General features: G+C 59.5%; 23 protein-coding genes. 6 read left to right on the plus strand and 17 right to left on the minus strand.

Going from position 1 to position 18,916, the window contains the following annotated elements; genetic code table 11:
* Window positions 1–38 precede the first annotated feature (38 nt).
* From JFT85_RS04290 to JFT85_RS04305, 4 genes are read right to left on the minus strand one after another with little or no spacing between them, the layout of a single operon-like run.
* The gene (locus JFT85_RS04290; protein ID WP_053256440.1) at window positions 39–533 is read right to left on the minus strand and encodes a periplasmic heavy metal sensor; all 495 of its coding nucleotides are present in this window, start codon (window positions 531–533) and stop codon (window positions 39–41) included.
* Window positions 530–961, minus strand: coding sequence for a hypothetical protein (locus tag JFT85_RS04295; protein ID WP_053256441.1), 432 nt, complete (start codon window positions 959–961; stop codon window positions 530–532). The genes JFT85_RS04290 and JFT85_RS04295 overlap by 4 nt, the downstream gene beginning before the upstream one ends.
* Entirely contained in the window at window positions 958–1,536 is a 579-nt protein-coding gene (locus tag JFT85_RS04300) for an RNA polymerase sigma factor (RefSeq protein WP_053256442.1), read from the minus strand. Before JFT85_RS04300 ends, JFT85_RS04295 begins: the two co-directional genes overlap by 4 nt.
* A gap of 37 nt (window positions 1,537–1,573) precedes the next feature.
* Complete coding sequence (locus tag JFT85_RS04305) at window positions 1,574–1,885, minus strand: YXWGXW repeat-containing protein (protein ID WP_053256443.1); 312 nt, start codon at window positions 1,883–1,885, stop codon at window positions 1,574–1,576.
* Window positions 1,886–2,110: 225 nt separating this feature from the next.
* Here JFT85_RS04305 and JFT85_RS04310 point away from each other — a divergent pair, with 225 nt between their 5' ends.
* On the plus strand, window positions 2,111–2,251 hold the full coding sequence (locus tag JFT85_RS04310) for a hypothetical protein (protein WP_167422758.1): 141 nt from the start codon (window positions 2,111–2,113) through the stop codon (window positions 2,249–2,251).
* Here JFT85_RS04310 and JFT85_RS04315 read toward each other — a convergent pair.
* Window positions 2,248–2,496 carry a DUF1652 domain-containing protein gene (locus JFT85_RS04315; RefSeq protein WP_053256444.1) on the minus strand — a complete coding sequence of 83 codons (249 nt, stop codon included), beginning with the start codon at window positions 2,494–2,496 and terminating at the stop codon, window positions 2,248–2,250. The two genes, JFT85_RS04310 and JFT85_RS04315, sit on opposite strands and share 4 nt — an antisense overlap.
* Window positions 2,497–2,742: 246 nt before the next feature.
* Here JFT85_RS04315 and JFT85_RS04320 point away from each other — a divergent pair, with 246 nt between their 5' ends.
* Window positions 2,743–3,687: a sensor domain-containing diguanylate cyclase gene (locus JFT85_RS04320; RefSeq protein ID WP_073638498.1), complete on the plus strand. Its 945-nt coding sequence runs from the start codon at window positions 2,743–2,745 to the stop codon at window positions 3,685–3,687.
* A 535-nt stretch (window positions 3,688–4,222) separates the two neighbouring features.
* On the opposite strand, the gene JFT85_RS04325 is transcribed toward JFT85_RS04320, so the two are convergent.
* From JFT85_RS04325 to JFT85_RS04345, 5 genes are all read right to left on the minus strand, one after another.
* Window positions 4,223–4,687, minus strand: a complete 465-nt coding sequence (locus JFT85_RS04325; RefSeq protein ID WP_078828103.1) for a GNAT family N-acetyltransferase — start codon at window positions 4,685–4,687, stop codon at window positions 4,223–4,225.
* 83 nt (window positions 4,688–4,770) lie between these two features.
* Entirely contained in the window at window positions 4,771–5,679 is a 909-nt protein-coding gene (locus JFT85_RS04330) for a helix-turn-helix transcriptional regulator (protein WP_053256447.1), read from the minus strand.
* A 36-nt stretch (window positions 5,680–5,715) separates the two neighbouring features.
* Complete coding sequence (locus JFT85_RS04335) at window positions 5,716–6,411, minus strand: fumarylacetoacetate hydrolase family protein (RefSeq protein WP_078828102.1); 696 nt, start codon at window positions 6,409–6,411, stop codon at window positions 5,716–5,718.
* Window positions 6,412–6,518: 107 nt separating this feature from the next.
* Complete coding sequence (locus JFT85_RS04340) at window positions 6,519–6,848, minus strand: hypothetical protein (protein WP_053256540.1); 330 nt, start codon at window positions 6,846–6,848, stop codon at window positions 6,519–6,521.
* 337 nt (window positions 6,849–7,185) lie between these two features.
* Window positions 7,186–7,623, minus strand: coding sequence for a DUF3995 domain-containing protein (locus JFT85_RS04345; RefSeq protein WP_053256449.1), 438 nt, complete (start codon window positions 7,621–7,623; stop codon window positions 7,186–7,188).
* A 92-nt stretch (window positions 7,624–7,715) separates the two neighbouring features.
* Between JFT85_RS04345 and JFT85_RS04350 the strand changes: the two genes are divergently transcribed.
* Both JFT85_RS04350 and JFT85_RS04355 read left to right on the plus strand, forming a co-directional pair.
* Entirely contained in the window at window positions 7,716–8,105 is a 390-nt protein-coding gene (locus JFT85_RS04350; RefSeq protein WP_078828101.1) for a DUF2946 domain-containing protein, read from the plus strand.
* Window positions 8,106–8,200: 95 nt separating this feature from the next.
* On the plus strand, window positions 8,201–10,327 hold the full coding sequence (locus JFT85_RS04355; protein WP_069551412.1) for a TonB-dependent receptor: 2,127 nt from the start codon (window positions 8,201–8,203) through the stop codon (window positions 10,325–10,327).
* Between the two features lie 80 nt (window positions 10,328–10,407).
* On the opposite strand, the gene JFT85_RS04360 is transcribed toward JFT85_RS04355, so the two are convergent.
* Both JFT85_RS04360 and JFT85_RS04365 read right to left on the minus strand, forming a co-directional pair.
* Window positions 10,408–11,424, minus strand: coding sequence for an ABC transporter substrate-binding protein (locus tag JFT85_RS04360; RefSeq protein ID WP_053256452.1), 1,017 nt, complete (start codon window positions 11,422–11,424; stop codon window positions 10,408–10,410).
* Between the two features lie 132 nt (window positions 11,425–11,556).
* Window positions 11,557–12,006, minus strand: coding sequence for a hypothetical protein (locus JFT85_RS04365; RefSeq protein WP_053256453.1), 450 nt, complete (start codon window positions 12,004–12,006; stop codon window positions 11,557–11,559).
* A gap of 813 nt (window positions 12,007–12,819) precedes the next feature.
* Between JFT85_RS04365 and JFT85_RS04370 the strand changes: the two genes are divergently transcribed.
* Together JFT85_RS04370 and JFT85_RS04375 are read left to right on the plus strand one after the other, a co-directional pair.
* Window positions 12,820–13,050, plus strand: coding sequence for a hypothetical protein (locus JFT85_RS04370; RefSeq protein ID WP_053256455.1), 231 nt, complete (start codon window positions 12,820–12,822; stop codon window positions 13,048–13,050).
* Window positions 13,051–13,110: 60 nt separating this feature from the next.
* Window positions 13,111–13,347 (plus strand): DUF2789 domain-containing protein, encoded by a 237-nt coding sequence (locus JFT85_RS04375; protein WP_073638502.1) that lies wholly within the window; start codon window positions 13,111–13,113, stop codon window positions 13,345–13,347.
* A 6-nt stretch (window positions 13,348–13,353) separates the two neighbouring features.
* On the opposite strand, the gene JFT85_RS04380 is transcribed toward JFT85_RS04375, so the two are convergent.
* The 5 genes from JFT85_RS04380 to JFT85_RS04400 form a co-directional block, all read right to left on the minus strand.
* A complete protein-coding gene (locus JFT85_RS04380; RefSeq protein WP_053256457.1) occupies window positions 13,354–13,557 on the minus strand; it encodes a hypothetical protein in 204 nt (67 codons plus the stop codon).
* A gap of 114 nt (window positions 13,558–13,671) precedes the next feature.
* Window positions 13,672–15,312 carry a methyl-accepting chemotaxis protein gene (locus JFT85_RS04385; protein ID WP_446739705.1) on the minus strand — a complete coding sequence of 547 codons (1,641 nt, stop codon included), beginning with the start codon at window positions 15,310–15,312 and terminating at the stop codon, window positions 13,672–13,674.
* A 149-nt stretch (window positions 15,313–15,461) separates the two neighbouring features.
* On the minus strand, window positions 15,462–15,866 hold the full coding sequence (locus JFT85_RS04390; protein WP_010564800.1) for a TraR/DksA family transcriptional regulator: 405 nt from the start codon (window positions 15,864–15,866) through the stop codon (window positions 15,462–15,464).
* Window positions 15,867–16,290: 424 nt separating this feature from the next.
* A complete protein-coding gene (locus JFT85_RS04395) occupies window positions 16,291–17,313 on the minus strand; it encodes an ABC transporter permease (protein WP_024076018.1) in 1,023 nt (340 codons plus the stop codon).
* A gap of 31 nt (window positions 17,314–17,344) precedes the next feature.
* Window positions 17,345–18,898 carry a sugar ABC transporter ATP-binding protein gene (locus JFT85_RS04400; protein ID WP_053256459.1) on the minus strand — a complete coding sequence of 518 codons (1,554 nt, stop codon included), beginning with the start codon at window positions 18,896–18,898 and terminating at the stop codon, window positions 17,345–17,347.
* Between the last annotated feature and the right edge of the window lie 18 nt (window positions 18,899–18,916).

Below are 18,916 nucleotides of genomic sequence, written 5' to 3' on the forward strand. Positions count from 1 at the left end.
GGCCTGATTCAGGAGCCAGGTCGTCACCTGCATACAGATCAAGAACGCGGTCTATTCCCCGCGACCTGGGGGAGTTTCTCCTTGGTTTTACCCTGCCCGCGCTGGTACAGCGCCTCGACCAGTTTCTGCCGTTCATCCTGGGGCAAGTTGCTCGCGAACTGCGCCAAGGTGGTATCCACCAACGCCCGGAGCGCCACGTCCGCCTCGCGCGCCTTGGCCAGTTCGGCGACCAGCACCGCGCGGTCCAGTGTCGGCGCTTCGAGTTGCTTGATCACACCCAGCCGCGCTTCGCGACCGGCCATGATCAGCGGCTGGCTGTCAGCACGGTTTTGCCGCAGCAGCTGGCGCAACTCCTTGCGGCGCTCTGCCGGCAACTTGATCATCGCCTGGCGCAGGCCATGCTGGTTGACCACCGCTTCGGCGGGCCTGGCCGTCGCCATCCACTGATACAGGCCGCCACCTACACCGCCGATCAGGAACACGTTGAGCAACACCGAGACGACCAGCCAGGGTTTAAGGGACTTTACGCTCATTGCTCGGTTTCCTCGGCGTTGACAGTGAAGACGACGTCGGCATCACCCTGATCGAAGACACTCGGCAGCACTTCCGATGACAGCATTGGCAATGGCCCGCTCAACGACGCCACCAGTACCCCGGCGGCGATACCGGCAATCCCCACACCGACCAGGCCGGCGGGCGATAACCAGTTGGCATAGCGCGACCAGAAAGAGGCGCGGCGCGGCGCGGATTGGCGAATCTGCCGAGCCAGCGCCGGATCCGCGCAGGCCAGTTGATGGCTGTCCATCTGCCTGTCCAGCCAGCCCGCCGCGCACAACGCCGCGCGCGCGCTGGCGTTACCGCTGTCGAGCAACGCCTGAGCTGCGGCTTGTTCAGCGCTGGGCCAGCGATGCAGGCTGGCCCCGTAGGCATCAGCCAGGTGCGCAAATCGTTCGGGTGTCATGATGTTCCCCTTCCTGGGCGGGCAAGCCCGGGTGTGTCGGCAAGTTGGCTGCGCAACTGGCGTCGGGCCCTCGACAGCAGGCTCTCCAGTGCCTCGACGCTGATATTCATCAGAGCCGCGGCGTCGATGTTCGACAGCTCCTGATAGTACTGCAGCACAATGGCTTCGCGCTGGCGCTCGGGCAAGGTCGCCAGGGCGGCGGCCATTCGGGCGCTGCGGTCGGCGGTTTCCAACTGCTCATCCGGGGACGGTGCGCTGTCCGCCAGCGTCAACGCCTCGTCCTCATTCAGCGGGCGCTCCTTGCGTCGGCGCAGACGGTCATGGCACAGGTTGAGTGCCACCCGGTGCAGCCAGGTGTCAAACCGCGCTTCACCGGCGCGCCAGTTGGCCGCCTGGCGCCAGATCCGCAAAAAACTTTCCTGGGCGACGTCCTTGGCTTCGTCGGCATCGCCCAGGATCCGGCTGGCGAGTGCCAACAAACGCGGCAACTTGCGCGTCACCATTTCGTTGACGGCAGCAGGCTCGTTGTTGCTGATACGCGCCAGTAGCTCAACGTCAGGATCAGTGTCTTTCAATCGGGCAGCTCTCGGTCCGCAGGCTAAGGATCAAATTTCAGCGGACCCAATGGCCTTCGCGCCAGTACCAGTTCGGGCCACGGGATTCCCAATGCCCAGGCTCCCAACGGGCATTACGCATCACCGGCTGCCAATGGCCCGGCACCCATGCATAGGCACCGCGTTGCCATTTCCAGTGGCCACGGTCCCACGCGTAGCCCGGGCGTTCGGCCGGGATCACTTCCACACGCTCGGCCGGAGGCGCCTGGCGAATGATCACTTCGGTCTGGGCAAAGGTCGGGGTACTGACAAGCGCGGCAAAGGCCAACGGGATCAACAAGGCATAGCGCAATTGGGCCAGTGTTCTCATGGCAACTCCTCCATACGGCGAACGAAAATGCTCGCTGCTGATGGGTTGAACGGTGCCTGGCGGAAAATCCGTCGCACGTCGCGCAGCTTTTTTTCGAGGCCGCGGCTCAGAGGAGTATTGCGCAGGGGATGAGCAGGTTTGATGAAATGTGTGCAAGCACCGCGACGGATGTGCGCAGGTGGCGGCGTTCAACCGGTAACGCCGCACACACCATGAGGAAATACCATGTCCCGTCGACTTTATAAGCTGGCTGCCGCCCTGTTGATCGTGAGTCTCAGCGGCTGCGTGATCCTGCCGGAACACCGGCATTGCTGCTGGCGCTACTACGGCGCAGTGTCCACGCCCAGCCGCACCGTCAACGGCTAGCCCACCGCCGCAAAGCCACGGCGCCCGGCCTTGATCTCGGTGCGCAGTTCGCCAATAAGGTTGGAGATGGAACGGATACTGTCCAGGCCTTGGGGCGACACCCGGGTGAGCAGCAAATCGACACGCCCGGACGCCGGTTCGAACACGCTGATACGCAGCGAGCCGTCGCTGTTGAGGCTGCAATCACAGGCCAGCGGCAGGAAGCCCACGGCCATGATGCGGTTGAGTTCAATGATCGAAATCATGCTGAGCCCCCCGTCCCTGGGTTCTACCCTGTTGATGTGATGCAACCAGCATAGATAGGGTTGTGCCTGCTACTGAGCAATTAATTCAAAAGTGATACCTGTGCCGCATTTTGCCCTGTAAAAGCGTGTGCGCTGGCGCCAGAAACCCAGCACACGACCTCTCGTCTGCCACTTTGGCGAAGGCTTGACTCACGGCGTGGTTCAAAAGACGCTCTTGGCATTTAGCCATTACTTGAGCCGCCCGCCATGAGCATCAACCCACCGAACCAGCCGGATAGTGACGTGTACAAGACGCTGCTGGAGTCGACCAGGGCGATCCCTTGGCGCATTGATTGGCAGACCATGACCTTCAGCTATATCGGCCCGCAGATCGAAGCGCTGTTGGGCTGGACCCCGCAAAGTTGGGTCAGCGTGGATGACTGGGTAGCTCGCATGCACCCGGACGACCGCGAATACGTGGTGAATTTCTGCGTGTCGCAATCACGCGCCGGCGTGGACCATGAAGCCGACTATCGCGCACTCACGGTGAACGGTGACTATGTGTGGATTCGCGACGTGGTGCATGTGGTGCGCGAAGGCGATGAAGTCCAGGCACTGATTGGCTTTATGTTCGATATCAGCGAGCGCAAGAAGACCGAAGAACACCTGATCCGCCTGCAAAAACAACTGGAGGAGTATTCCTTCCAGGACGGCCTCACCGGCATCGCCAACCGCCGAATGTTCGACACCGTACTCGAACGGGAGTGGGCCAGCGCGCAGCGAAGCCAACTGCCGTTGTCGCTGATTATTCTCGATATAGATTTTTTCAAGCAGTACAACGACCACTACGGCCATATCAAGGGCGATGAATGCCTGCGCCAGGTGGCCCGAACCTTGTCACTGGCGGCCAACCGGCCACGGGATTTCATTGCACGTATCGGCGGCGAGGAGTTTGTGTGGTTGCTGCCGGAGACCGACGCGGCATCAGCCAGGCAGGTGGCCCAACGCTGCCTGCACCTGATCCGCCAGCAGCAGATCGAACACGAATGTTCAGCGGTGTCCCAACTACTGACACTGAGCCTGGGGGTCGGCACCCACGTGGTTACGCCGAACAGCGCGATGTTGGGGTTTGTTGAATCCGTCGACAAGTTGCTGTACCAGGCCAAACGCAATGGACGGATGCGTGCGGAGTTTGCCGATATTGAAAACTGACACCGAGGTCAAACGCCGGGCAAAAAAAATCCCAAGTAGCTGATGGAAACTTGGGATTTAAAAATGCATAAACCGTGGGAGGTGAACGCCCGGCAATAATACCCACTGTATAAACCTGTAACAAGATTATTTTAATCCTTTCGTCGGATTAAAAACGCCGTAAGTCATTCAATAACCACACAATTTTCAGGGTCCACAAGACTCGCCGTGCCACTTTTTGGTGCAATGGACGGTGATAACCCCGACTAACTAGCGGCTGTAAGTCCGCTATTAAAATAGGGTTATTGCCTATAACGGCGCGACACTTTCGGAATAACGCTTGTTCAGTTGCTTACAGACTTCGGGGGACTCAAAGCGTGCAGGTGATGCCGCACGAGCCACATTTTCCAAATGTTTGCAGAGGGCCAGGCGCTCTGCTGCCTCTAGCCGATCACGGTCTACCTGAGCGTTAAAGCGTATAAAACAGACGCCGAGCAGCACCGCGACGCACAGAACGCCGATCGAAAAATAGCGAAAGCTGTTGGCCGCAGCGGGTTCAGGTAGGTTCATTGTTTTGCGGCGCCCTGCTCTTTTCATAACGCACATCGTCGCCATCGACCTGTCCCACCTTCGACCAACCCAGTCGCTGGTAAAACCCATTGGCCCTTATTTCATCACGCCCATCCGTGACCAGAAACACGCGGTCGTGGCGCTCAAACAAGGCGGCTTCAGCCACCGCCATCAGTCGGCGGCCCAAACCACGGCCCTCGTAGGCTGGGAGTACAAACATCGCGAACACCTCGCCTTCGGCCAGGTCGACCATGGAAAAAGCGGCGAGCACGCCATTCACTTGCGCGACCCATATACACGGCGCTTCGCGGATGCTGTCTGCCAATACCTGCGGCGTGATACCCAGGTCGGCCAGCTGTTCATGACTCAAGTGGTTTTGCCGCACGGCGGTGCGGATGGCAAACACGGTGTCGATATCCGCGAGCGTCGCCAGCCGTATAAGGGTTTCCATAGGCGCCTCCTCCCCACAAGCACGCAATTGTATGCAAATAGAAACCTATAAATTGTCGTGGTTTTGTAAGAGACAGCGCGCGACTACAAGGAATCTGTCTGCTGGCGACGACGGAACTGCCCCGGCGCCACGCCGTGGGCCTTACGAAAACAGCGGGAGAAATACGCTTGATCAGTAAACCCACAGCGCTCGGCGATCACACCGATCATTTGCGCGCTGTTGAGCAATAGGGTGCGCGCCAACTGCATGCGACGGTCAAGCACCCACTGGGAAAAGGGTTTGCCGGTTTCCTTGCGCAGCAGATGGGTGAGGTAGTTGGGTGACAGGAACGCAGCCGCCGCGGCGTCGGTCAGGTTGAGGGTCGGCTCGTGCAGGTGCTCGCGGATATAGCCCTGCAGGCGTGCCAGGGCGTCTTTGCGACCGCGCTGTGTGGCGTTGTTGGCGGCCAACGCCTGCAAGGGTTCGGCGTACTGTTCGCAGACGAGGCCGATCAGTTGGAACAGATAGCCTTTTAGCCGCTCACGCGCGCCGAACGTGCGCTGGGCGTCCAGGGTGCGCATATGGGCGAGCCAGGTTTTCACGTCGTCGAAGGCCGCGTCGTCGAGAATGAAATCCAGTTGTTCCTGGAAGCGAAACGGCGACAACTCCGGCGCCTGGCCGATGGGGATGTCCTCCAGGTCCAACGGATCGCAAGTCAATTGCGGCAGGAAAAACCCCTGGCTGAAGTTGATCAGCATGAACTCGCCGTCTTGCGGGTGGGGAATCACATGCAACCGATGGGGCAGGATAAACGCCACGGCTTTGTGCGGAAACGCCCGCACCGCGCCACCAATATGTTGCACGGTGTCGCCGCCCAGGTTGATCTGGATCTGGAAGTATTCATGCCGATGCGGGCTGGTCAGCGCCGCCCGCCCGCGTTTATCGCGGATATAGAAGTCGGGGCGGTCGCTGCGTTGTTCCATGCCATAGGTGGTAACGCGGGTGCCTGGCATAACGGTCTCTCGGGTGGCCTGGGCACCACTTTAGCCTCAACCTTGGCCGAGGGTGAAACTCAACGCGCCCACGCCGTGGATGCCGGCGGTGACCCCATCCCCTGGCTGCAACACGCCGACGCCCGCTGGGGTGCCGGTAAAGATCAGGTCGCCGGCCTTGAGCGCCACGGATTTCGAGGCGTGGCTGATCACTTCACTGACCGACCAGATCTGATCGGCCAGGTCGCCGACCTGGCGCTGCTCACCATTGACCTTGAGCCAGATTTTGCCGTTTGACGGGTGGCCTACTGCACTCACCGGCTGCAACGCAGTACAGGGCGCCGACTCATCAAAAGCCTTGGCCCATTCCCACGGGCGGGAGAGTTTTTTCGCCTGGGCCTGCAGGTCACGGCGCGTCAGGTCAATACCGACGCCATAACCCCAGATATGCGAAAAAGCCTGTTCCGGGCGGATATCCACCCCGTCTTTGCCGATGGCCACCACCAGCTCGACTTCGTGGTGCAGGTCTGCGGTCAACGGCGGGTAAGCAATCACCCCTTCGGCCGGCACCACCGCGTCCGCCGGTTTCATGAAGAAAAAGGGCGGCTCGCGATCCGGGTCATGCCCCATTTCACGGGCGTGCTCGCTGTAGTTGCGGCCCACGCAGAAGACGCGACGCAACGGGAAACGCGCGTCGCTGCCTTGGATGGCCAGGGATGGGGTTGGCGCGGGGGTGAATACGTAATCAGTCATGGCCTGTGCCTCTTGGTTTACCTGGCGCCAGTATGGCGAGGCCCGCCAGGGCAAAGTTGGACAGGTCTACGCAGATTTTGCACTGGCCAGTGCAAATCGCCCGTGGGTCATTTGCGCGCCACTTTGTAACGCAGGCAATCCTGATAAAAACTCTGCCGAATCGCCTCCGGCTTAAGCCGTGAACGGCTGTCATACGTCTGTTCAGTGATGCCCATCGCCATCATGCGCATCCACGACTTGCTGAACTTGATGGTCTGGATCTTCTGCCGCGCGGCATACAGCGACACGCCCGACAGTTTGAGTTCCTGAGCCCTGGCGGCGGTGCCTGCGCCCCAACTGCACATGTACTTGTCACCCTCGCGCAGTTCCCGTGCCTGCACAGCAGCCGCACCGCCAGCCAGGGAGCAGGCGATCAGCATCATTCCAACAGTGCGCATTTGCATCCCCACCTAACCACCTGAAAATAAAAGTGATTCTGGCGAGAATTTTTTTACAAAGGGGCCATTAAATTGCCTTATCGACGACTTATCGCTGCTGATAGGTCGCACTCGCGCGGTTATCCCGGCAGGCATAGACCGCCGTGATGTCGAGGTGATCGTTCTGGCTGGCGCAATGAGCTGGGTCGCTTAATACACTAACAAAGAGTCTCTCGATCATGACTTCAACGAGTATCTGAAATTAGGAAAGGCCAAGAAAATCCCGGGTTCCATGTCCAACTTGTACTTTATTCAACCATGAGCGCTTGGCTTGATGAACGATCAGGCATTCGGCCACTCACCCCCACGCCACCACCAACAACCCCACCCCCAACACCAAACACAACGGCGAATAAAAATACGTGTCCAACCTTGCAAACCTGGACCCACCCACCTTCTTGAAAAACCCTACCAACTCCGAATCCCCAATTGCCCTGGCAAACATGACCAAGGCTATCGCGCTGATCCCCCACTGCAGTGCGCCATGGGACACCGGTGAGAAATACAGCCCGGCCCGCAGGCAGACCAGCAAAGCAATCGCCACCAACCCCATCGCGACGAGGAATGTGCCGAGTGCCGAGGGCTTGAACGCTGGCCTTGGCCCGCGGGCGAATTCGCCGGGCAGTTGGGGAATGGCCGCAACGCTGCCGAGTTTGCCACCGGCAGCCCAGTACAGGTGCACCATGCTGATGCAGGTAAAAACCCCGACGATCCACCGTGCGATGACAAAGCTCATGACTGGCTCTCCCTGAAAGGTGCGCATGAGGATAGTCGCCCTGAGATTTTTTGTAGGCATTTCGTCGGAGGCTGATGGTAAAGTGCCGCCCCATGAAAATCGCCCGTACCGACCGCTCGCTCATTGCCTGGATGCTTTATTGCTGCGTCCTGTTCAATGTGTTCGCGTGCAGTATTGGTCACGGGCAGATGCTGGGGATGCAACTCAACGGCATCGGTGGCCAGTTCTGTACAGTGGACCCGCGCACCCAGGCGCCAACGCAGACTAACTCCACGGATGAGAACCTGCCGACGCTGTCCAAGGCGTTCGGCTGCCCGCTTTGTTCGACCGGCGGCATGGGCCCGGCACTGAGTTCCAGCCTGAATGTGGCGGTGCTGCCACAACCCCACGCACCACCACCGGCCGTGGTTCTCGCCGCCGACATCCCTGCCCGCTTCACCTGGCCCACGGCCAACCCTCGCGCGCCGCCCGCGTTCGCCTGATTCCTTCGCTTTCCGATCTGCACCGGCCACCGTTCCCATTGGGGAATACGGGCGGCTGTGCGTTGTTTTCAAGCCAAGTTTTTCAGGATTCAACCATGAAACATTTACCCTTGTTGGCGGGCCTGTTCGGCTGCCTGCCTGTCGGTGGCTGGGCGCTGGAGTTAGCCCCCACCACCATTGATGGCGAACAATCCACTGAGCCGGGGCTGGCCCTGGATCAATCCAGCGGCATGGCTTCGCGGCTGGGCTTAAGCGTGCGGGAAACCCCGGCGTCGGTGGCGATCGCCACTCGCAGTGATATCGAGCGCCATGGCGCCAAGACCTTTCGCGATGCGGCCAACACGTTGCCAGGCGTCAACGCCAGTGCGCCGCCCGGGTTCGGCGGGTTTGTGTCGTATCGTGGCTTTACCAGCAGCCAGATCACCCAGATGTTCAACGGCATCAATGTCGCCACCGGCTTGGCGCGGCCGGTCGATGCGTGGGTTTACGACCGGGTGGAATTGGTCGGTGGCCCCTCCTCCTTGATCAACGGCGCCGGCTCCGTGGGCGGCTCGCTGAACTACGTGACGAAGCTGGCGACCCGTGAGGAACAGGCCGCCGAAGGCCAGCTCACGTATGGCAGCTACGACACCGCCGGCATGGCCTTTGGCCTCAATCACGCGCTGACCGAACCGGGTGCCGAGGTGCAGCATTACGCGCGCCTGGACGTCAGCCGTAACACCAACCACAGCTACATCGACCGCGACCAGCGTGATGCCTGGAGCCTGGCGTTTTCCCTGCTCAGCGACCTTACGCCCAACCTGTCCCACACCCTGGCCCTGGAATACCAGGATGAACACGAAGACAGCCCGTATTGGGGCACGCCGGTGCTCAATCCCAAGGCCGGCGAGTTGAAGATCGACAAACGCAACCGCTTCAACAACTACAACGTTGCCGATGGCCGTTACGAACAGCGCACCCTCTGGGCGCGCTCGATCATCGACTACCGGATCAACGACAGCACCACGCTGAAAAACACCCTTTATCACCTCGACAGCCAGCGCGACTACCGCAACCTGGAAACCTACCAATACAACACTGACAATAGCGCGGTGAACCGCTCGACCGCTTATCAAGTCCGGCATCAGGGCGAGCAGAACGGCAACCAGTTCGAGCTGCGCCATGACGACACATTCTTCGGCCTTGCGACAACGTGGTCGGGCGGCTTTGAGTACAAAGTCAACAGCACCACCAACAACCCGCTGAACGTGCCGGGTAACAGCACGGTGGACCCGAACAACTACAACCCTGGGCATTTCTACGCTATCCCAGGCACCAAGCCTGGCTTCGTCAAAGACAAAACCAACCAAGTCACCACCCAGGCACTGTTCGTGGAGAACCGTCTGGGCCTCACCGATAAACTCTCGCTGCTGACGGGTTTGCGTTACGACGCTATCGACCTGGACGTCACCAATCACCGCAGCATCACCGCCACCAACCCACGGCATTTCAAGCGCAGCTGGGAGCCGGTAACCGGCCGCGTGGGCCTGACCTACCAGTTCATTCCATCGGCCAATGTGTATGTGCAATACAGCACGGCGGCTGAACAGCCATCAACCACCACCCAGGTCTTCGACGTGTCGACCGGCAAGCAGTGGGAAGTGGGCAGCAAGTTCGATTACCTCGACGGTCGCGGCTCGGCCACCGTCGCGGCCTACAAGATCGAACGCAAGGATTTTGCCGTCACCAACCCGTTGGACCCGAACAACAGCATCCCGGTGGGTGCCCAGACCTCCAAGGGCATCGAGCTGGCCAGCTCATTGCGCATCACGCCAAGGCTGCTGGCCGAGGGCAACGTTGCCTGGGTGGACGCCGAGTACGATGACTTCAACGAGAAAGTCGCCAGCGGCGCGGTGGTCTCACGCAAAGGCAACACCCCCACCAACGTGCCCAAGCGCGTGGGCAACCTGTGGCTGACCTATGACGTTTCTGAGGATTGGCAAGGCGGTGTGGATGCGCGGTATGTCGCTGAGGTGTTTGCGGACAATGCCAACACTCAAACGGTGCCGGCCTACACGCTGTTTGGGACGTTCCTGCGCTACAAAGTCGACTCGCACACCTCAGTAACCGGGCGGGTGCGTAACCTGACGAATGAGGTGTACGCCGAGTTTGCGCATGTGTCGCCAGCGTATTACCTGGGCTCACCAAGGACCTTCGAGGTCGCGGTGCAAACCAGGTTCTAATGCTGCTTTGCGCTTAGAACGGTGGGAGCGGACTTGCCCGCTCCCACCTTTGGATTTCCATTCCAAACAACGACCGTCGATTACTTCAGGCTCGCCTGCACTTTCTGCGCCACGTCTTCCGTCAACCAGGCCTTCCACACCTCAGGGTGCTCTTTTAGAAATGCCTGAGCCACATCCCGTGGCGGCGTGTGGTTCTCACTCATCGATGCCAGCGATTTATTCAGTGGCTCGATCGGGAACTGAACCTTGGTAAAAAACTCGGCAATCTGCGGGTGGTCTTTTTGGAACGGCGTCGATACACCAATACTCAACTTGGACGCCAGCGACCGAGTCGGCCTCGGATTGGGGTTATCCGCGTCGGTGAGGGTCTTCCAGGCATCGGCGTCAAACGGCGGCTCTTGCAACTGGATCAATTTGTAACGCCCCATCAAGGGCGTCGGTGACCAGTAGTAGAACAATACCGGTTTGCCTCGACGGATCGACGACGCAATCTCGGCATCGAGTGCCGCACCGGAGCCGCTGCGGAAGTTCACGTAGCTGTCGTTCAGGCCGTAAGCCTTGAGTTTCTGTGCGTTCACCACTTCCGACGTCCAGCCGATCGGGCTGTTCAGAAAGCGCCCTTTGCCAGGGGCCTCGGGGTCCTTGAACACGTCCTTGTAACGCGCCAGGTCCTGCACGGTCTTGAGGTCCGGCGCCAACGGCTTCAGGCCTTTGGCGGGGTCGCCCTTGACCACGTACTCCGGCACCCACCACCCCTCGGTGGCACCCTTGACCGTATCGCCCAAGCCAACCACTTTGCCTTCGGCTTCCGCCTTGATCCAGACCGGACTGCGGCCGGCCCACTCTTCGCCAATCACCTGGATGTCATTTTTCGCCAAGGCGGTTTCCAGGGTGATGGTGGTGCCGGGCAAGGTGTCGGTGGGCAGGTCATAGCCCTTCTCGACGATAAACCGCAGCACCTCGGTGATGAGGCTGCCGCTTTCCCAGTTCAGGTCGGCGAAATGCACCGGTGCCTGTGCGGCCGATATCGGCAGTGAGGCCACCGACAACCCCAGGGTCGTCAGCGACGCCGCCAACAGCGATCTCAATCCTTTCATGCCTTTGCACCTCGCATTTTCACAGCCATCGCGGAAGGCTTTGCTGCGGATGCGCGAAGCCTCTGAATAGTTAAGTCAACTCAACTGTAGTAGAGGTTCCGGGAGAGCAAAAATACACGCGGTGTCTGGCGACTATTCGCTGGCCTTGAAGGTCACCAGTTCGCCCTTGCGCCACTTGGCGGCCTTACCGGTCACGGCCTTGAGGGTTTTGGTCAGGCCTTCCTGCAGTTGCTCATTGGCGGCAAACACCAGCATCACGCTGTGGCCTTCCTTGAATACGATGCCCTGCCCTTCAGTGGAAGACACGAAGGCGTAATCGCCCAGGCCATACACCGTCAACTTGATGTCGCGGAACTTCAACTCGAACTTGCCACCTTCACGACTCGGCAGCACGGCCGCGCGGAAATGGTCACCCACCTTGAGCTCCAGGCGCGGCTTGTCATCCACGACCAACGCCGTTTCGGTATCGATCTCGGCGATGTAGATGCCTTCCGGTGTCTGTTCAGTGATGTAAACGAAACGGGATTGAAACTGCTTGACCAACTTTGCGCGCAAATCACCCAGCACGAATAACGCGTGCATATCCAGATTACTGACTGCCAAGGAAACGCCCCCACATCAAAAAGAACGCCGACCGCCAAAGCGGGCAGCACAAAAAAACGATCCGCCGCCACAAAAAAGTGCGCGTAGCCACGATCACACATTCGTTAAAATACTGAAGAGAACCTGCTGCTACGTCATGAGACTAGTACAGGCGTGCGCGATGAACCTTATGCAAGGTCATCTGGCGCAACAGACAATCACAGATTCAACGGCCCGAGAACACGGGCCGATCAGCTTCAGAGAATAACCCAGTTAAAAACGCAATTTCCGACAACCTACACATAACAAAATACCTGGTTTGGAACCAAGCATCGGCTGCCGACGACAATACTAAAACAGCAACACGGGTTAAAACCACCCGAAACGCTGCTGGTGAGTCAACAAGATTGATCGACAGGAGCTGGCCATGCAATCACGCCCCCACGACGCTACGCCGTCCCGCACTCGTTCATCACGTCACGACGAGCGCCAATACTACTGCCTAGATTACCCCAACGGGTACCCCAATGCCGTTCTTTACCAAGTTGTACCGGCCGGGCGCAGTTTCTTTCATATTCTGGAAGTGACCAGCGGCAGGATCAGAGGTTTTCGCAGCACGCACGCTCAGGCCTGCGAGTTGGCCAAACAACTCGAAGCCAGCCTGCACGCCACTTACGGCGGGTTCGTTTCGTCGTCTGGATGACTTTACTGCGCCGTCGCCCGTCAACAACTGCCATACTGCCCCGTCCATTGAAGTTTGCCCCCAGCGGGTCAGGTTTCATCAGTGCAGTTACCTAGAAGGGAAGGCTATACGTGACGGAATTTGATATTGGCGAATTTTTCATCCATGGCGATGCGAGGGAAGTAGACGGTGAGTTTCAAGCGGTGATCATCATGCGGGCCAAACCACCGCTGACCACGGTCACCACGCATCAGGTAGAAAAAGATCGTTGGTTCAAGACTGTCGACGCCGCCGCCATTGCGGCAAAGGATGCCGCCAGGGCGCTGAAAACCGCCGTGGACTCGGGGGCACTTAATTCCTGAACTCTGCCGCGCCCAGAGCCTCACATGCACAACGACCATCACCTTGCATGGAGAATGATCATGGACGCGCCAATCCCAACCCTTGAAACCCTGTTTGAACAACTCGGCCTGGATTCAAGCCCCGAAGCCATCGACGCATTCATCGGCGCACACACGCTGGAAGAAGACGTCAAGCTGATCGATGCCCCTTTCTGGACGCCGCAACAGGCGGCGTTTCTCAAGGAAGAATTGCGCGAAGACGCCGAATGGGCCATCCCGGTGGATGAACTGAACCAGCGTCTGCATCAACCGCACTAAGCTCCGTCAATGCAGGCTGTCTGACTGTTCCAGGCGCATCAGCGCCTCCCAGGCAGCCCTGCACTCCTCGGCTTCATCACGACTGGCGAACGCGGTGCCGCGTTGCTCGCCATTGAGCAACACCACCCAACAGGCTTTCTGACCCAGCGCACGCAGGGCTTGTGGTACGCCACTGCCGATCATCACGGCGACATCAACCTTGTTTTGCATGGAGCCTCTCCGCCACATTAGTTAGCTGCCTAACAATGTTGGCCATGCTACGGTTTTATTCCAGTTGGAAAAAGCTATCTGCGGAATAGCTCCATTGCATAAACAGCAACAATCCTAACGCGCGGCTTTAGCACCCTCCGGTTTATAGCCCAGGCGCAAACCACCCCAATGCCTGCCCCTGACCATAATCGGCACTGACAAGTCGTGCATCAATTCGCCGGTATCACGGGTATAGGTCTGTAACAACACCGCTTGTTGATGGCTGCCGCAACGAATGCCAGTGCGGTCGTCGAATTTGCGTTTGGTGCGGTTCTGTAGCGCATCGACCTGATCATCACCAGTGAGAGGGTGAGAGAACGCCTTATTGTGCGTCGGCACATAGCCCTGAGGTGTGCAGGCAATGGCGAACACCAGCCCTTCATGGCGCGGCAGCAACGCCTCCTGGATCGCCGGTAAGACTTGGTCGGTGTAACCATCAAAACGCGTGTGGTATTTGCTTGGGCGGGTATTCGGGATCGGCGTGTAGCTGCGGTCAAACAAATCCTCCAGGCTGATACGGTTTTGCAGCAGATCAGCCTCGAACTGTTCGGCAATGTGCGTGGCCCCTTCACGGGCCAGGTCGTAGATGCGCTGGTGATAGTCATCCAGGCCGACCTCAGCCAGGCGTTCGCTGATGGTTTCCGCCTGCCCTTCCATTTGCACGGCGACATCAGCCAGCTGCCGGGTTTGCTCGTCGCTCACCGTCAAGTCGCTGCGCATCTGCTCCACGGCGTGGAACAGGCTGTCGAGTTGCGTACGGTTGGTGTCGGTGCCCTGCGCAATTTCATGGACTTGCCCTTCCACATCCGCCGCCAGGCTGGCGATGTTTTCCAATTGCTCGCCGGCGTGCTCCACCTGCTCGACGCCGATGTGCAGGTCCGCCGACAGTTGGCGAATCTGCTCAACCACTTGAGTCGTGCGTTGTTGGATATCCGCAACCATCACCCCGACCTCGTCGGTGGCCGTGGCGGTGCGTCCGGCGAGGCCACGCACTTCATCGGCGACCACGGCAAAGCCGCGGCCGTGCTCACCCGCACGTGCCGCTTCAATCGCCGCATTCAATGCGAGCAAGTTGGTCTGGCTGGCGATGGATTGGATCACCAGGGTCACGCGCTGGATTTCCTCACTGCGCTGGCTCAAGGCTTCGATCAGTTCACGGCTGGCATTCGCGCGCTGGCTGAGCTGGCGCATGCGGGTGATCGACTGCGCCAGCACTTCACGCCCTTGCGTGCTGCACTGATGCGCCTGGCTGGCCGCGCTGAGGGCTTGGCGGCTGAGCTGGGAAGTGACCTGTTCGGTGCCGATCATCACTTCGGCATTGCTGACAATCTGCTTGGCGGCGCTCAGCTGCGACTGCACCCGCGCCGCCAGTTGCTTGACCGAATAGGCCACGCCGGCCGCGGAAAGCGCGTTATGGCTGGTGGTATAGGAAAGATCGCGGGTCAGTTCGCCCACCGTGTCGGCGGCCTGGGAAAGCTCCACGCGGGGCGCACGGGGTTTAAGCGCAGGCAGCCAGATGACCAGCAAGGCCAGTGGCACGCAGAGGTACAGCGGCAAACCGGCAAACGCCAGGCCCAGCAATACCAGGACCAGGGCGGCGCTCTGCACAAGCTGCGTCGGCCAGCCGGGCAGCACGCGCGCCACCGTGTGCGGTGGCACTGCTGCGCCCATCAGAGATCCGTCTCCAGCCATCGTCGTTACCCCGCTGCTTGTCATTATTGTTCACGCATTAGACGCCAGTATTGGGCCATTATCCATGGGCCTTTAGTGGAGTTCCTGCAGTAGATCAATAGACAGGGGTGTCGACGGTATTTCTGGACACCGCATGCACGGTGTCCACGTTCAGCACAGCAGCCTTCAGCGTATCAGGCTTGACGCTGGTGCTTGTCGATCTGCTCGTGGCGCTCTTGCGCTTCGATGCAGTATTTGGTGGTCGGGCTGATCAGCAGGCGCTTGAGGCCGATAGGCTCGCCGCTGTCGTCGCACCAGCCAAAAGAGTCTTCCTTGATGCGTTCCAGCGCGCGCTCAAGCTGCGGCAGCATACGCTGGTCGCGGTCGATGGCATTCACCAGCCAGGTGCGCTCTTCTTCCACGGAAGCGGCGTCAGCCGGGTCAGCCGGGGTGTCCAGGCTTTCGATGGCGATGCGGTTCTGCTCAATGCGCTCGTGGTGTTCCACCTTCATGTCTTGCAGCAACTGCTCGAAAAAAGCGTGCTGTTCGGCATTCATGTAGTCATCCGCCGGCATGGCCAGCAACTTTTCCTTTGTCATTGATTTCTCTATAAAAAATACGTGCATTAAGGCGAATAAGGGAACTTCCCGGAAGGCCTGTGCAGGTCTCGGAAAGGCGCCATCCATTTCAAGCGCCACCCGGCACTCAATTTACGAGGGGCGGCAGTCTAAGGCCGACTTGAGGGCTCAGCAACTGAAAAGACAGGCATTTTTTCCCAATTAACCCCCAAAGGCACCAGGACGGGCTTGGCGAATGGTCATCGGAGTGCGTTTATAGCAAGAAATTCAGTCTTGTGGAGCTATATAGAAGACAAACGGTTAGAACTCATAGGCGCAGATCCAACTGTGGGAGCGGGCCTGCTCGCGAATACTGAGTGTCAGGCCGCGCATCGGGCACTGATACAGCGCTTTCGCGAGCAAGCCCGCTCCCACACGTTGCTGCTCTGCCAGTTGTAAATCTGCGTTAGCGCTTAAGCTTGCGCTTGTTGCGATACTGGTCGATCACCACCGCCACCACGATGATCAGGCCCTTGATGATGTCCTGGATGTACGCGTCCACCCCGACAAAGGTAAACCCGCTGGCCATCACCCCGAGGATCAACGCGCCGATCACGGTGCCGGTGATGCGCCCTACCCCGCCTGCCAGGCTGGTGCCACCGATGACCGCTGCGGCGATCGCGTCCAGTTCATAGGACATGCCCATGCCGGCCTGGCCGGTAGCGGCACGCGCCGACGCGACAACCCCGGCCAGGCCCGCCAACAGCCCGGCAATGCTGTAGACGATGATCAGATGGCGCTTGACGTTGATCCCCGAGGTGCGCGCCGCCTGCATGTTGCCGCCGATGGCGTAGGTGTACTTGCCGTACTTGGTGTAGCGCAGGGCGATATGGAAGATCACCGCCACCACCAGGAAGATGATCACCGGCATCGCACCATGACCAATCGCCGTGTAGGAATCCGAAAGCATGCTCACCGGTTGGCCTTCGGTGTAGTAACGCGCCAGGCCCCGCGCCGAGACCATCATGCCCAGGGTGGCAATAAACGGCGGGATCCCGGTTACGGCGATGATACTGCCGTTGATCGCCCCCGCCAGCAGCCCTACCCCCAGGCCCATCGCCACCGGAATCCACACCGGCAAGTCGGTCAGGCTGGGGAACACCGCGCGGGAAAAGTCCGAGGTTTGCGCCAAGCTGGCGGCGATCATCGCCGATAACGCCAACACCGAGCCGGAGGACAGGTCGATACCGGTGGTGATGATCACTTGGGTCACACCAATCGCCAGCAGCCCGATGATCGACACTTGCAGGATCATCAGCACCAGCCGCTGGGAGTTCATCAGGAAGCTCTGGTCACGCACGATCCAGCCGAACAGTTCAAACACCAGGCCGATGCCGATCAGCACCAGGAAGATGCTCAGCTCGGTGGGTAAACGCCGACGGTGCTTGACCGGTGCCGTGGCAGGCTTGTTGTCTGTTATTGCGTTCATAGCCAATCACCTTCTTATTCTGTGCTGTTCGTCAGTGGACTACGGTCATACCGGAAGCCAACTGCATGACTTTTTCCTGGGTTGCATCCGCGCGGTCGAGGGTGCCCATCAGTTCGCCTTCGTGCATCACCATCACCCGGTCGCTCATGCCCAGCACTTCCGGCAGCTCGGAGGAAATCATGATCACCGCCATGCCTTCGCTGGCGAGGAAGGAAATCAAGCGATAGATCTCGGCCTTGGCGCCCACATCGATGCCTCGGGTCGGCTCATCGAGAATCAACAACCGTGGGTTGGTCATCAGCCAACGCGCCAGCAGGGCTTTTTGCTGGTTGCCGCCGGACAACGTGTCAATGCACTGCTCAAGGGATGGGGTTTTCACCCGCAGCTTCTTGCACATGTCTTCGCACAAGGCGCGCAACGCCTTCTGCTGGATAAAGCCGTTGCCCGAGTAAAGCGGCAACACGGCCATCTCCATGTTTTCCAGGACCGACAGGCACGGGAACAGGCCGCTGAGCTTGCGGTCTTCGGTCAACAACGCAAACCCCTTCTCGATGGCCATGTGCGGGTCGCTGATGCGCACCGGCTTGCCATCGAGGGTGATCTGCCCGCCAGAACTTGGGGTGATGCCGAAGATCGTTTCCGCCACATTGGTGCGGCCCGAGCCCATCAACCCGGCGATGCCGAGGATTTCACCGGCATGCAGATCGAATGACACGTCCTTGAACACACCGTCCAGGCGCAGGTCGCGCACCGACAGCAGCAATTCGCCAATGGGCGTCTCGCGCACCGGGAACAGTTGACTCAGTTCACGGCCGACCATCATCGAGATCAGGCTGTCGCTGTTCATGCTGTCGGCGCGCTGCAAGCCGATGTAATGGCCGTCGCGAAACACCGCGACTTCATCGGCAATGGCGAACACTTCGTTCATTTTATGCGTGATATAGACGATGCCTTTGCCTTGGGACTTGAGGTCGGCAATGATCGAAAACAGGTGGGCCACTTCCTTCTCGGTAATGGCTGACGTCGGTTCATCCATGATCAGAATGTCGGAGTCGTAGGACACCGCCTTGGCGATTTCGACCATCTGCCGCTCGGCGATGCTGAGGTTACCGACGTGCTCTTCGGGGTCCAGGTTGATACGCAAGCGTGCCAGCAATTCGGCAGTGCAACGGTGCATTTCACGGTGGTTGACCATGTGCAGGCTGTTGAGCTGCTCGCGACCGATCCAGATATTTTCGGCGATGCTCATGTGCGGCATCAGGTTGAGTTCCTGGTGGATCATCGCGATCCCGGCCTTCTGCGCCGCCAGCGGCGTTTCGAACACAATCGGCTTGCCACGCAGACGAATTTCCCCTGCGTCGGGCTGGTAGATACCGGCGATGATTTTCATCAGCGTCGATTTGCCCGCACCGTTCTCGCCCATCAGCGCCAGCACGGAACCGGGGCGTACCCGCAATTGCACATCGGCCAGGGCCACGACACCGGGAAAGCCTTTGCTGATGTTGACGATTTCCAGCAGGTAGGGTTCTTCCTGCAGCACGGGCTGGATGCCGGGAGGCTGCGAGGCGGTGGCTTGAGCAAGCATATCGGGTACTCCATCAGC

The organism is Pseudomonas sp. TH04 (genome assembly GCF_016651355.1).
GTDB lineage: Bacteria > Pseudomonadota > Gammaproteobacteria > Pseudomonadales > Pseudomonadaceae > Aquipseudomonas > Aquipseudomonas fluorescens.

Bases quoted from the DNA above. Each gene is read 5' to 3' on its own strand.
- JFT85_RS04330 (WP_053256447.1), bottom strand. From the start codon at position 5,679: ATGCCAGGCACCCGCGTTACCACCTATGGCATGGAACAACGCAGCGAC.
- JFT85_RS04325 (WP_078828103.1), bottom strand. From the start codon at position 4,687: ATGGAAACCCTTATACGGCTGGCGACGCTCGCGGATATCGACACCGTG.
- JFT85_RS04335 (WP_078828102.1), bottom strand. From the start codon at position 6,411: ATGACTGATTACGTATTCACCCCCGCGCCAACCCCATCCCTGGCCATC.
- JFT85_RS04305 (WP_053256443.1), bottom strand. From the start codon at position 1,885: ATGAGAACACTGGCCCAATTGCGCTATGCCTTGTTGATCCCGTTGGCC.
- JFT85_RS04380 (WP_053256457.1), bottom strand. From the start codon at position 13,557: ATGCAAAACAAGGTTGATGTCGCCGTGATGATCGGCAGTGGCGTACCA.
- JFT85_RS04375 (WP_073638502.1), top strand. From the start codon at position 13,111: ATGGACGCGCCAATCCCAACCCTTGAAACCCTGTTTGAACAACTCGGC.
- JFT85_RS04390 (WP_010564800.1), bottom strand. From the start codon at position 15,866: ATGACAAAGGAAAAGTTGCTGGCCATGCCGGCGGATGACTACATGAAT.
- JFT85_RS04365 (WP_053256453.1), bottom strand. From the start codon at position 12,006: ATGCACGCGTTATTCGTGCTGGGTGATTTGCGCGCAAAGTTGGTCAAG.
- JFT85_RS04340 (WP_053256540.1), bottom strand. From the start codon at position 6,848: ATGCGCACTGTTGGAATGATGCTGATCGCCTGCTCCCTGGCTGGCGGT.
- JFT85_RS04395 (WP_024076018.1), bottom strand. From the start codon at position 17,313: ATGAACGCAATAACAGACAACAAGCCTGCCACGGCACCGGTCAAGCAC.
- JFT85_RS04360 (WP_053256452.1), bottom strand. From the start codon at position 11,424: ATGAAAGGATTGAGATCGCTGTTGGCGGCGTCGCTGACGACCCTGGGG.
- JFT85_RS04290 (WP_053256440.1), bottom strand. From the start codon at position 533: ATGAGCGTAAAGTCCCTTAAACCCTGGCTGGTCGTCTCGGTGTTGCTC.
- JFT85_RS04355 (WP_069551412.1), top strand. From the start codon at position 8,201: ATGAAACATTTACCCTTGTTGGCGGGCCTGTTCGGCTGCCTGCCTGTC.
- JFT85_RS04315 (WP_053256444.1), bottom strand. From the start codon at position 2,496: ATGATTTCGATCATTGAACTCAACCGCATCATGGCCGTGGGCTTCCTG.
- JFT85_RS04310 (WP_167422758.1), top strand. From the start codon at position 2,111: ATGTCCCGTCGACTTTATAAGCTGGCTGCCGCCCTGTTGATCGTGAGT.
- JFT85_RS04320 (WP_073638498.1), top strand. From the start codon at position 2,743: ATGAGCATCAACCCACCGAACCAGCCGGATAGTGACGTGTACAAGACG.
- JFT85_RS04400 (WP_053256459.1), bottom strand. From the start codon at position 18,898: ATGCTTGCTCAAGCCACCGCCTCGCAGCCTCCCGGCATCCAGCCCGTG.
- JFT85_RS04345 (WP_053256449.1), bottom strand. From the start codon at position 7,623: ATGAGCTTTGTCATCGCACGGTGGATCGTCGGGGTTTTTACCTGCATC.
- JFT85_RS04295 (WP_053256441.1), bottom strand. From the start codon at position 961: ATGACACCCGAACGATTTGCGCACCTGGCTGATGCCTACGGGGCCAGC.
- JFT85_RS04350 (WP_078828101.1), top strand. From the start codon at position 7,716: ATGAAAATCGCCCGTACCGACCGCTCGCTCATTGCCTGGATGCTTTAT.
- JFT85_RS04385 (WP_446739705.1), bottom strand. From the start codon at position 15,312: ATGACAAGCAGCGGGGTAACGACGATGGCTGGAGACGGATCTCTGATG.